Genomic DNA, 12,404 nt, shown 5'->3' with positions numbered 1-12,404 from the left:
GCTTCCCCCTTTGTTCAAATCCTAAGAACTTATGGGTAGAGGCGGTACAGTGTACGTGGGAATGGAATAGTCTCACGTACATGGTCAAGACCACAGATCCAAGCTACAGTACGCTCAAGCCCAAGTCCAAAACCGGAGTGAGGTACAGATCCGTAAGTACGCAGATCCATGTACCATTTATAAGAATCCATCGAAAGATTGTGCTCTTTATAACGCTCTTCAAGCAGCGCAGGATCATCGATCCGCTGTGAACCCCCAATAATCTCTCCATAACCTTCAGGAGCGATCATATCAGCACACAGTACGACTTCAGGACGATTTGGATCCGGCTTCATGTAGAACGCTTTGAATGAAGCAGGATAATGAGTAATAAATACAGGTTTATCGTATGCTTCAGCGATTGCTGTTTCATGAGGTGCACCGAAATCATCACCCCAAGCAATATCTTCAAAGCCTTTATCATTCAAGAACTTGATCGCATCGTCATAAGTAATGCGTGGGAATGGTGCTTTGATATTCTCCAGCTTGGAAATATCGCGGCCTACCGCTTCCAACTCCGCACGGCAATTCTTCAATACGGATTGCACTACGAAGCTAATAAACTCTTCCTGAACCTTCAAGCTTTCTTCATGATCTGTGAAGGCCATTTCCGGCTCGATCATCCAGAACTCGATCAAGTGGCGACGAGTCTTAGATTTCTCCGCACGGAAGGTTGGTCCAAAGGAATATACACGGCCCAGTGCCATAGCTGCAGCTTCCATGTATAACTGTCCGCTTTGGGTCAGGTAAGCATCCTCATCGAAGTATTTCGTGTGGAACAAGTTAGTAGTTCCCTCTGCTGACGTTGGCGTCAGAATCGGAGGATCCACCTTTGTAAATCCGCTCTCGTTGAAGAACTGTTGGATTGCCCGGATAATCTCCGCACGAATAACCAGAACAGCCCGCTGCTTCGAGGCACGGAGCCAGAGGTGACGGTGATCCATCAAGAAATCAACGCCATGCTCTTTCGGAGTAATTGGATAATTCTCTGTAAGGTGCAGAACTTCAATTCCGGTAACAGTCATTTCAAAACCGGATTGACTGCGAGGCTCCTCACGAATAATACCAGTCACATACAATGAGCTTTCCTGCGTGAGGCTCTTAGCTGCGTCCCATACCTCTTCAGGCACTTCTGATTTCACTACAACTCCCTGAATATAACCTGTACCATCGCGAAGCTGCAGGAACTGAATTTTACCACTGGAGCGCTTGTTGTTTACCCAACAACCGATAACAACACTTTCTCCAACATGTTCATTCACGTTCTTGATTACACTCTTGTTAGCCATGCCTTCAATCTCTCCTCTAATTTAGCCGTTAATTCCTTGCACAATACGGTTTGTATCACGTGCGATGACAAGTTCTTCGTTAGTCGGAACTACAAGCACCTGCACTTTGGAATCTACCGTAGAGATACGACGCGGGTCGCCGGAGCGAACTTTGTTAGCTTCAACATCCAACTCAATACCCAGGAACGTAAGGTTATTTAGCAGTTTCTCACGTAGCAATGAAGCATTTTCACCAACACCAGCAGTGAATACGATAGCATCTACACCGTTCATAGCAGCCGCATAAGAACCGATATACTTGCGCAAGCGGTACTCATACATTTCAAAAGCTAGCGTGGAATTAGGCTCACCTTTTTCCATACCCTCAATAATATCACGCATATCACTGCTTACGCCCGAAATTGCTAGGAGTCCACTATGTTTGTTCAACATGGAGTTAACTTCTCCTACGGACAATTCTTCCTTGTTCATCACGTAAGGAACAATTGCTGGATCAAGATCACCACTGCGAGTACCCATCATCAAACCTTCCAGAGGAGTCATACCCATGGAAGTATCCACAGACACTCCATCTTGAACTGCAGTTACACTACCTCCGTTACCGATATGACAAGTAATGATCTTCAGATCTTCCAACGGACGCTCCAAGTACTCCGCAGCAGCTTTGCTTACGAAGTCGTGTGATGTACCGTGTGCGCCATACCGACGAACTTTATATTTATTGTACAGTACTCTAGGAATCGCGTACATATAAGCTTTTTCAGGCATTGTTTGGTGGAATGCAGTATCGAATACAACAACCTGCGGTACACCCGGCATATTTACTTCAGAAGCCGTAATCCCCATCATTGCTGCTGGGTTATGCAGTGGTGCAAGGTCAAACAATTGACGAATTTTAGTCTTGGCATCAGCGTCCACAAGTGCGGAAGCTTTGAAGAATTCACCACCATGTACTACACGGTGACCCACAGCATTGATTTCTTTAATGGATTCAATAACGCCATGCTCTTTATCCGTTAGGCAAGCTAGAACTTTACGAATCGCTGTGTTATGCTCCAAAATTTCACTTACTTCTGTTACTTCAGCTTTACCAGTAGGTTTATGGTTCAGAATGGAGGAATCCATCCCGATACGTTCCACCAAACCTTTAGCCAAAACGGATTCATCAGCCATATTGTACAATTGATATTTTAAAGAAGAACTACCGGAGTTAATTACTAGAATATTCATATACGGTCACCATCCTTGTCGTACTGGAAGAAGCCTTCGCCTGATTTCATACCCAATTGTCCTGCACGCACCATCTTCTTAAGGATCGTGGAAGGACGATATTTCAGCTCACCATATTCACGGAACATATTTTCAAGTGCAGCAAGAACCGAATCCAGACCGAATCTGTCAGCCATTTCAAGCGGTCCATATTGGAATTGATAACCAATACGCATAGCATCGTCAATATCCTGTGCGGAGGCAACGCCTTCTTGCAGCACGTGCATAGCTTCATTGATAAACAAGCAAATGAGGCGTGATGTTACAAATCCTGGGGATTCATAAATCATTACACCTTTTTTCTCAACAATTTCATCAACAAAGGATTTTGTATCTTCAAAAGTAGCATCTGAAGTTTTCAGACCGCGTACAATTTCAACAAGATCCACTTTAGCTACAGGGTATATGAAATGCATTCCGATCACGCGTTCCGGATACATTGTAGAACTTGCAAGTTCAGTCAAGCTAAGTGTTGACGTATTGCTGGCAAGAATAATGTGGTTTGGACATACTTGATCCAGTTGATTTAATATTTTTTTCTTTTCTTCTAAATCCTCAACGATTGTTTCGATAACCATGTCACAAGAGCTCAGCTCTGCGAAATGTGTCACTTTTTGAATGCGGCTAAGAATCAGCTTCTTCTCAGCTTGAGTGATCGCCCATTTCTCCAGTTGCTTATCTAGACTTGTCTCGATCATTTCGTAGGAGTAGTCCAGTTTCTCAGGGGTTTTCTCCACCAGCAATACATCCAGGCCCTTGGCTGCCAGCATTTCGGCAATCCCTTGTCCCATTGTGCCACCGCCGATGACACCAATTTTCTTGAAATTCATAAAAAAGTCTCCATCCTTTCAGGTATCTATACTTTTGTATTGTACCTTGTCTGTCGCAAAAATTTATAAAGCCCGACATATAATGATATCTTAGCATGCCTGAAAAGTAAAAAAAAATAACCAGCATAAATATTTATGCTGGTAAACGCACGCTGTCACGAAATTGACATCGAAATTGCTCTCCAGAGAGCACTTCTTCCTTCATTAAAATGTCAAGGGAGTAATCAAATACATTTCGTTGCTTTTCAAGGTGGTCGTGAGTACGAACCATCAGTTCATCCAAAATTTTACTGTTTTCCTTCATAAGTTCTTCAGTGGTAACCATTTCCAGCTTGGCGATACCCAACGAAGTCAATCCGGATTTCATCATGGTTTCGACAATATTCAGGGCCTGATCAAAATCGCCACGCGAACCTGTGCTTCGTCCGCCATAATACATTTCTTCTGCAGCCGCTCCACCAAGTGCGATCATAATCTGATCTTCGAGATAATCTTTGGTGTACAAATACTGCTCTTGCTGAGGATTGTGACGTACATAACCAAGGGCTTGCCCCCGCGGAGTCAGCGTAACCTGACTAACACTTCCCGGACGAAGCAGCTCTGCCATAATGGCATGTCCCAATTCGTGGATTGCCACCCGTTTTTTCTCTTCGTGGTTAGTTTCTCTGTCCGTTTTTTCCCCCATCATAACCTTGTCAATCGCCATCGACAGATGCCGCTGCTCAACCTCTGTTAATTCCTCACGCATCATATAAATTGCTGCCTCATTCATAACACTTTCGAGCTGAGCACCGGAAAAACCATAGGCTTCTTCGGAAATTTTGTCGAGGTTCACATTTGCATGAAGCGGCTTATTTTTGGCATGCAATTCGAGAATCGATTTGCGGCCTTTTTTATCAGGCATGTCCACTTGAATATGACGGTCAAACCGGCCAGGACGCAGCAATGCTGAATCAAGCATTTCTTTACGGTTAGTGGCTGCTACCAGCAGAATGCGCGGCGTTTCGTTGTTATAGATCCCGTCCATCTCAGTCAACAGCTGATTCAAGGTCTGATCATATTCTCGCTGCTGTCCGCCTTCACGCTTACCGCCAATTACGTCAATTTCATCTATGAAAATAATAGCGCTTTGCTTGTTTTCCTTAAGGGCGCGGGTACGGGCATCCTTAAACAAATCGCGGATACGGCCGGCACCGACACCTACGTACATTTCTACAAACTCACTGCCTGATGCTGCCACAAATACAGAGTTCGTATAATGTGCTGCTGCTCTAGCCATAAGGGTCTTACCTGTTCCTGGAGGGCCTGTAAGCAGAATCCCTTTCAAAGGCCGAATCCCGAATTTGCTGATTTCCTCATGCCGGATCAAAAAATCCAACGCTTCACGAAGCTCCTGCTTTGCATTGTCTTGCCCGCCAATTTCTTCAAAAGTAAGCTTTGAAGGTCCATCCTTCTTGCGTTTCTTCCCGGCACCTGCATTTACCGCAAGTCCGCCTCTTAAATGAGCAATGATAAGTAAAGCCGTGAGCATCCCAGCAGCAATAACGATCGGGAATATATTAATGCCTAGAAAAGCCATAAAAATAAACAAGACAGGAACAAATCCGATTAGAATTTCTTTAAGGTATTTAGGCATTATTCCATACCCCCAATGTCGCAGGTTTGCGCGGCAAAATAATAAATTTGCTTTCTTTTCCATTACTCAAGCTTACATAGACATTATTGTCGTCAATTTCTGTTGAGGCTATCACATTTTTATATTGCGGATATTGCGCTTTGAGTCCATCAAGTTCTGTGGGTATAAGTGTATATTTACGGCTCTCCATGGCTTCAGCTACAGAGAACATCGCTTTATCCCAGTATTCATCCAGCAGTTCACTGGAGTTCTGTTCTACATCAAGTTTCAGTGTACGTCCATCAATCATCGATTTTCCTTCTTTAGAGACGTACTGAACCAGTTCACGTAATTTCGTGCCTGGCTGGAGATCAAGTTTCAAAGTGACCTCATTGCGGTTAATACTGATATGAGAATCATTGACGCCCTCATATTGAGATACAATCTTCTGAAGTGGTTCCTGCATTGCAAACTGACGATACAAAAAGAAGCCACCAAACAATAGAGTAGCCGACAGTAGAGACGTTATCAGCACAGGTACAAGACGTAATTTCAAGAAACGTCCTCCTCTCAAAGATGACAAAATATAAAGCTCAGTATAATAATTTATAGCTACTTGAGAGCTCATCAGAGAGACTGAAGTCTCTTATTGCTGTTCTAATTACAAGTAGTAGTATATCACAGGTGTATATACTAATTTCAAAATAAATGTGAATATATTTAAAATTTAATTTTTTAAATATTTCCATCAATACCAAATATATTCCTCGTTTTCGACAAAATCGGCCTTGATTTTTAATCAATCGGCCTATTTTTGTATGTGAATTTAAGAGAATATTCGGTGATAACCACCCATTCAGTATATCACTTAGTATATCACTTTTGTACATCAAATAAATGTAAACAAGCGAACTTATAATAAGTTCGCTTGTTTACATTGCCACCCTTAATTTCCTTATGTTCGGCTTAACTTTTAGGTAAACTGTAACCTTCACCCATTCGGGACCCATCCGAAAACCGATAAAATTGATAATAATACCGACCGCTCTGTTTATAAAAAAGCTGCCAAGCATACTCTCCGTTATATACTCCCGGCAGCAAGCGTTCAATCGTTATGTCCGGAAGATCAGCTTTGATAATGCCGCGTATTTGGGCTTCTGAGGTTCCTTTACTTAGTTCCTCAGCAAACACTGCGTCGTCGCCTTCAGCAAATTTTCCATCTACCGTAAAGCGGACCCAGACCATAAGAGCAGTCCCGGCTTCATTTTTTCCTGTTAAAACCCAGTACACTGCATTTTCATCCCAAACCGATTTTTGTGCTTTGGTTACCTCTGTTAGACCCGCTCTGGTTTTGGCAACATCCTTGGCGATATCCTGCTCGTTCCATTGATCTTTCATAATATAGGCATAGAACTGGATAAGTCCAAACCCCAGGAGCAGAATCAGAACTGACCCCAGGAGGATCCATTTTTTCCTTTTCTTCAAGGTACAGCTCCCTTTCTAGTAATATATCTTTTTTGATTATATAACACACCCGCGTGTTTATCCAAAATTTCATAATTTTCTAGCTTTCCCAGCCTTTAAAATGTACAAAAGGCCGCAACTTTTGCTAAAAGCAAAAAGTCGCAGCCTATTATTTATTCGTTATTATCCAGACTTAACGCTTCAATAAACCTTCGAAGGCTTCTTGCGCTTTACGCCGGATAGCTTCCTCATCCAGGGTTAAGCATTGCCCATGCTTGATGACCTGTTTACCATTCACCCACACATGCTCAACATCCTTAGCGCTAGCAGAGTAAACTGCATGAGACAACAGATCTGTGTGTGGCAGCAAATGCGGCTGATCTATATCAATTGCAATGAAATCAGCTTTCATCCCAACAGCAAGTCTACCTACATTATTTAAAAAGATGGACTGGGCGCCATATTCTGTAGCCATACGTAGAGCTTCTGGAGCTGGAACAGCCGTTGGATCACCGCTGACACCCTTATGAATGAGAGCTGCAAGCCGCATCTCTTCAAACATATCCAAGTTATTGTTGCTGGCCGCGCCATCCGTGCCAAGAGACACCTTCACACCAGCTTTTAGAAGATCAGTAACCCGAGCCACTCCGCTAGCCAGCTTCAAATTACTGCCCGGATTATGAGAGACACCCACATTATGGCGAGCCAAGATCTCAATCTCTTCATCATTTAAATGAACACCATGTGCAACTATCGAGGGACGTGTGAACATTCCAAGCTTCTCTAAGTGAGCTACAGGACGCAACCCGTAATCCGCCACATTTTGTTCCACTTCACGTTTCGTTTCGGACATATGCGTATGCATCGGTAAATCCAGATCATGCGCTGCCTGCACGAACTTAACCAGGAAGTCCGGAGGGCAAGTATAAGGGGCGTGCGGCGAGATCATAGTAGTAATTCTACCGTCCGCCTTTCCATGCCAGTTACGGGCAAAAGAAATCGCTTCCGCAAGCTTGTGATTCTGTACATCCTCTGGACATAACCCGATCACACCACGCATCAATACGGAACGGATACCTGATAACTCAGCTACCTCAGCTACTCGGTCCATATGATCATACATATCGAGGAAGGTCGTAGTTCCACCCTTCAGCATTTCCAATACAGATAAGGAGGTTCCCCAGTATACATCATCACCGGTGAACTTTTCCTCCATCGGCCACATTTTCTCCTGAAGCCACACTTGTAGCGCTAAATCATCTCCATATCCACGCAGCAAAGACATCGCCGCATGACCATGTGTGTTTACAAGTCCAGGCATGAACAGCAGACGACTGCCATCAACCACTTGCACTCCAGCTTCCATCTGAGGCTCTTCTTTTCCTATGTAAGTGATTAAATCATCTTCAATAGTCATATATCCACTCAGAACCGGCTCATCCGTTCCCGGAGTCAGAAAATACCCGCCCTTAATTATCGTTTTATTGCTGTTCATGTTCGCTTTCTTCCTTTCCATCCCGCAAGTAATAAGCAAGACTTTGCAGATCAGTTGTAAAATCAGCTGCATGCACCCGGATATTCGGTGGTGTCTTCAGAATCACAGGGGCAAAGTTCAAAATCGCTTCAATCCCAGAAGAAATGAGAATATCTGCTACATTTTGAGCTTCTGAATCAGGTACGGTAATAATGGCAATGCGAATACCTTGCTCACGAATCGTGCTGCCTAGTTCATCCATTGGTTGCACAGTAAGGGAGTTGATCTTACGTCCAACCTTAGGAGCGTACGAATCAAATATAGCCGTGATTTTCATTGTATCTTTAAGATATGCATTGTAATTAGACAAGGCATGTCCGAGATTACCTGCCCCTACTAAAGCTACATTAAGCTGTTGATCCAGCTTCAGAATATGACGGATTTTCTCAATAAGATACGTTACATCATAGCCGATACCTTTTCTGCCGAAGTCACCAAAATACGCTAAATCCTTACGAATCTGTGCGGGATTAAGATCAAGCTTTTGTCCAAGTTCCTGAGAGGAAACTGTTAATATTTCGCGATTCTGGAGATCATTCAAAAAACGCAAATACACAGGTAGTCTGCGAACAACGGCTTCTGATATTTTATCCGATTTCATATTTTTCCTCCTAAAAATAGTAATGTTCTTGTGAAAATCCATATTCAAACGTATACCTCTCCTTATTAAGGGCGGTACTGTAACTTACCGCCCTTAAGGATAAGGAGGAGCTAAACTGAAGACGAGCATTTTAAGAAGCGCCGCCATCCTCTAGCCATTCCGCTATGCGGGGGACCATTTGATCAGTCAGCATATGCTCCATTTTGGGACCAGGCAATGAATAAAGGAAATACTTCCCGTAATGAGATTCAATAACCCTTGTATCATAAACAATAACTATTCCGCGATCCTGCGCCGTGCGAACCAGTCTTCCGAATCCCTGCTTAAAACGAATAACCGCTTGAGGAACAGATAATTTCATGAACGGATTCTTCTTCTGGGCCTGCAATAACTCCGACTTCGCTTCCGCCAACGGGTGATTCGGTGGTTGAAACGGAAGTCTCACGATGGCCAGGCAAGTCAGTGCTTCACCTGGAATATCTACACCTTCCCAGAAGCTGCTCGTCCCCAGCAGAACGGATGCTGCACTGTCCTGAAAGCGGCGGATCAGCTTGCTCCGGCTGCCACCTTCCACGCCTTGACCAAGCACCGTAATCTCTTGTGAGGCCAAAGCCTCTTTAAGCGGATCATATACCTGACGCAGCATTTTATAAGAAGTAAACAGAACCAGCATCCGCCCACGTGTTGTTTTGGCAGCTTCTGCTAACGACTGTACGAGTGTATCGACAAATCGAGCATCGCCCACACTGCCCTTCACACTAGGAAAATCACGCGGTATAACTAGCAGCGCCTGCTCGCGATACTTAAAGGGAGATGGAAGGAGTGAGGTCATTAGACGTCCCTCTTCCGCAGCTTCGTTAAGTCCGAGATTATCAATCATAAACTGAAAAGATTTATCTACAGACAGCGTCGCCGAGGTAAGCACGATGCTTTTTTTCTTATCGAAGAACAACTCTTTAAGCTGGCTGCTAACATCCACAGGGACGGCATACATCTGCAGTGATTTGCTGCGGTAATTTCCATTTGCCTCCAGCCAATATACTACATTATCGTCATTCAGCCCCATAAAGAATCTTACTTGCTCACGTATGGAAGCCAAATCCTTAAATAAACCGCTAATATCAGTAACAAGACTGTCTGCTGAGGATTGGCTTTCCTGGTCACGCATCTCATTAAGCATTTTATCACCCTTACGGATGATGTCGCTTAACGTCAGATTCATAGTGTTCTCAAGCGCAACTAATTCATCCCAATCCTTCGGCTTACGGGCGGGAAGCAAACGCATAACCAGTTGTCCCGCTTCCCCTGCTGCCGCATCACTGCGTTCCGGCAAAAGGCTGAACAGCTTGTCGCTGAGTGCATCCCAGGTTTCTTTGACAGTAAGCAGATCCGGGTAGATCCGATCGATGACTCCGCTCCATTCTGAAGCCTCTTCACTGCCTGACGACTGTAAGATCTGGCGCAGAGCAGGAAGCTGTCCGTTTCGGCTATCTTTATACAGTCGCGATAACGTGTGTGCCACAGTGAAATGCTTCATATGCATGCCAAGATGTTTACCAGCCACATCTTCTAAATGATGTGCTTCATCAATTACAAGATGCTCGTAAGCTGGAAGCAGCTGGTGCCCAGCTTTAACATCTGCGAATAGCTTGGAGTGGTTCGTAATGACCACGTCAGCAATCCCAGCTTCATGCTTGGCCCTATGATAATAGCATTTGCGGAACCAAGGACAGGAACGGCCCAGACAGGAATCGGTATCGCTTGCCACCGTCTCCCAGAAATCACCGCCCCGGCCGCTTAAATTCAGCTCTTCATCATCCCCTGATTCACTTTGAGTGAGCCATACGATCATCTGAGCTGCAGTAAGCGCATCTTCCCTTGGGCTTATAAAGTCCTTTTTATTAATTTTATGCTCAAACTTACGCAGACACAAATAATGTCCTCTTCCCTTAAAAATAGCAGCTTTAAACGGAAAAGGAACTACCTGCGTTAACAAAGGGATATCCCGCTCGCGCAATTGGTCCTGCAGATTAATGGTATGAGTGCTGACCATGACTTTTTCATTGGTGCGAACGCTTTGATAAATGGCAGGCAACAAATAACCGAGCGATTTACCGGTTCCTGTGCCCGCTTCGATCAGTAGGTGTTTGTCTTCGGCAAGTGCCGTCATCACCTCATTGATCATAATATCCTGAGCTTCCCGGCTTTCATACTGCGGTAATGTGTCTTTAAGTCGTTTGGTTACTTCGTCCATATAATCAGTAAAAGATAAATTCGCTAGCGGATTCTCAGCATGCTCATCTCTAGGTGGCGCTAACTCCGTCCAGTCTCCTACTGCAAGCGCTAATTGACGATAGAAAGTCAGATCACCTTCGGGCTGTAGCGTCTCCGCTTCCCGCTCTCGCAGCAGACCATCAAAGTACCAGCCCAGATCACTATCCTCTTCGGTAAACAGCTCACAGAGTCTCTGGATCGTAAGCAGCGGCAGCTCGTAGAGCTCCTCCAGACATTTCAACAGCACTAAAGCAGTCGCAAGTGCATCACTATCTGCCTGATGCGGACGATCATGTGTCACTCCAAAATGAGCACTGACAGAGCCTAGCTGATAAGATGTGAGCGAAGGAAAGCAAATTTTCAGAAAATCAATCGTATCCAAAATCCGCCCTTGAAATGGCAAATAACCACAACGATCTAAAGCATTTTGTAAAAAATGGAAGTCGAAAGCGACATTATGCCCTACAAGCACAACATCATCCAAGAGCGGAACAAGCTCCATCATCATCTCATCCAGCTCAGGCGCATCCTTCACATCATCATCGGTAATCCCCGTCAGACCTGTTATAAAAGGAGGAATCGGCGTTCCGGGCTTGACATAGGAACCATATACCCGGGAGATGGACCGGTCTTCTTCTATAATTGCAAGGCCAACCTGGATAATTTCACCCACGGATTGGGTTCCTGTTGTTTCAAAATCAAGCACGGCAAATTTCATTATAATTCTATTCCCTTTCAATTGAGACTCTTAATCAGCATAACAGAAGTTGCGAAAAAAGGCGATGCACACCACTGGTTCAGGGGATGCATCGCTTGAATAGAAATTTCCAAAACCGTTATTCTTTTACAAAAGGGAAACCAGCTGATTTCCAAAATGCAGCTTCCCTCCACGACGGCGGCATACCTCTAAGTTAACGTTTGGCTCCGGAAGCGCCGGGTCATGCTGCAAGGCAAGGTCAAACAATTCCTGCGCTTCATTAAAACGTTCCTGTGAGGCTCGTATGCAGCCTAAAGCATTATATACCATGGCTTTCAGCTTGGTCTCCCGTATCAAGCCCAGCATATGGTTCAGATGACTCCAAGCGGCTTCACCGTCACCTTCCTGCAGATAAGAGATGGCTAAATATAATCGAGCAGCCAAGCTATCCGGGTATTGCGCAATAACTTCTTTAAACTGATCAATACACTTTCCATACATCAGCAGCTTATAATATCCCTGACCTCTTACAAAGGAATCCATACACAGCTCTGGTGCTTCCTGTTCCGGCACTTCCTCTTCGACCACTGCTGTAAAATCCGCACTTTCGCGAAAGTGACTTAGCTTCTCAGCAAAAGCGAGCCATTCATCCATCACTTTATCGCTCAGTCTATGCAGCATATTATAATTGCATAAAAGCTCGTTCCGGCGGGCACCCTCCGCTGTAGGGTAATCTGTTATGATCTCCTGAAGCACCTTGTTCATTTCAGCAAACAAATGTTGAAACATGGG

At 44.5% G+C, this 12,404-nt stretch carries 10 protein-coding genes; all 10 read right to left on the bottom strand.

The window, feature by feature from the left end:
• Positions 1–29: 29 nt before the first annotated feature.
• On the bottom strand, positions 30–1,328 hold the full coding sequence (gene asnS, locus MHH49_RS20690) for an asparagine--tRNA ligase (protein WP_036676308.1): 1,299 nt from the start codon (positions 1,326–1,328) through the stop codon (positions 30–32).
• Between the two features lie 21 nt (positions 1,329–1,349).
• Positions 1,350–2,558, bottom strand: coding sequence for an acetate/propionate family kinase (locus tag MHH49_RS20685; RefSeq protein WP_036676305.1), 1,209 nt, complete (start codon positions 2,556–2,558; stop codon positions 1,350–1,352).
• Positions 2,555–3,427 carry a 3-hydroxyacyl-CoA dehydrogenase family protein gene (locus tag MHH49_RS20680; RefSeq protein WP_036676304.1) on the bottom strand — a complete coding sequence of 291 codons (873 nt, stop codon included), beginning with the start codon at positions 3,425–3,427 and terminating at the stop codon, positions 2,555–2,557. The genes MHH49_RS20685 and MHH49_RS20680 overlap by 4 nt, the downstream gene beginning before the upstream one ends.
• 133 nt (positions 3,428–3,560) lie before the next feature.
• Positions 3,561–5,063: an AAA family ATPase gene (locus tag MHH49_RS20675; RefSeq protein WP_036676302.1), complete on the bottom strand. Its 1,503-nt coding sequence runs from the start codon at positions 5,061–5,063 to the stop codon at positions 3,561–3,563.
• Positions 5,056–5,598, bottom strand: a complete 543-nt coding sequence (locus tag MHH49_RS20670; RefSeq protein WP_036676301.1) for a hypothetical protein — start codon at positions 5,596–5,598, stop codon at positions 5,056–5,058. Before MHH49_RS20670 ends, MHH49_RS20675 begins: the two co-directional genes overlap by 8 nt.
• A 410-nt stretch (positions 5,599–6,008) precedes the next feature.
• Entirely contained in the window at positions 6,009–6,527 is a 519-nt protein-coding gene (locus MHH49_RS20665) for a cell wall elongation regulator TseB-like domain-containing protein (protein ID WP_076101457.1), read from the bottom strand.
• Between the two features lie 172 nt (positions 6,528–6,699).
• Positions 6,700–8,001 (bottom strand): amidohydrolase, encoded by a 1,302-nt coding sequence (locus MHH49_RS20660; protein WP_076101458.1) that lies wholly within the window; start codon positions 7,999–8,001, stop codon positions 6,700–6,702.
• On the bottom strand, positions 7,988–8,641 hold the full coding sequence (locus MHH49_RS20655) for a redox-sensing transcriptional repressor Rex (protein ID WP_036676294.1): 654 nt from the start codon (positions 8,639–8,641) through the stop codon (positions 7,988–7,990). Before MHH49_RS20655 ends, MHH49_RS20660 begins: the two co-directional genes overlap by 14 nt.
• A gap of 130 nt (positions 8,642–8,771) precedes the next feature.
• Entirely contained in the window at positions 8,772–11,633 is a 2,862-nt protein-coding gene (gene dinG / locus MHH49_RS20650; protein WP_036676291.1) for an ATP-dependent DNA helicase DinG, read from the bottom strand.
• Positions 11,634–11,759: 126 nt separating this feature from the next.
• A complete protein-coding gene (locus MHH49_RS20645) occupies positions 11,760–12,401 on the bottom strand; it encodes a tetratricopeptide repeat protein (protein ID WP_076101460.1) in 642 nt (213 codons plus the stop codon).
• Positions 12,402–12,404: the final 3 nt, after the last annotated feature.

The sequence above is a fragment of the Paenibacillus sp. FSL F4-0122 genome, from assembly GCF_038002845.1.
GTDB lineage: Bacteria > Bacillota > Bacilli > Paenibacillales > Paenibacillaceae > Paenibacillus_AQ > Paenibacillus_AQ odorifer.
The sequence above is the reverse complement of the archived record's forward strand: the minus strand, read 5'-3'. Positions and strand labels throughout refer to the sequence as shown.

What these genes read in the sequence shown, in the direction of transcription:
- asnS (WP_036676308.1), bottom strand. Translation starts at nt 1,328, where the DNA reads ATGGCTAACAAGAGTGTAATCAAGAACGTGAATGAACATGTTGGAGAA.
- MHH49_RS20685 (WP_036676305.1), bottom strand. Translation starts at nt 2,558, where the DNA reads ATGAATATTCTAGTAATTAACTCCGGTAGTTCTTCTTTAAAATATCAA.
- MHH49_RS20680 (WP_036676304.1), bottom strand. Translation starts at nt 3,427, where the DNA reads ATGAATTTCAAGAAAATTGGTGTCATCGGCGGTGGCACAATGGGACAA.
- MHH49_RS20675 (WP_036676302.1), bottom strand. Translation starts at nt 5,063, where the DNA reads ATGCCTAAATACCTTAAAGAAATTCTAATCGGATTTGTTCCTGTCTTG.
- MHH49_RS20660 (WP_076101458.1), bottom strand. Translation starts at nt 8,001, where the DNA reads ATGAACAGCAATAAAACGATAATTAAGGGCGGGTATTTTCTGACTCCG.
- MHH49_RS20655 (WP_036676294.1), bottom strand. Translation starts at nt 8,641, where the DNA reads ATGAAATCGGATAAAATATCAGAAGCCGTTGTTCGCAGACTACCTGTG.
- dinG (WP_036676291.1), bottom strand. Translation starts at nt 11,633, where the DNA reads ATGAAATTTGCCGTGCTTGATTTTGAAACAACAGGAACCCAATCCGTG.
- MHH49_RS20645 (WP_076101460.1), bottom strand. Translation starts at nt 12,401, where the DNA reads ATGTTTCAACATTTGTTTGCTGAAATGAACAAGGTGCTTCAGGAGATC.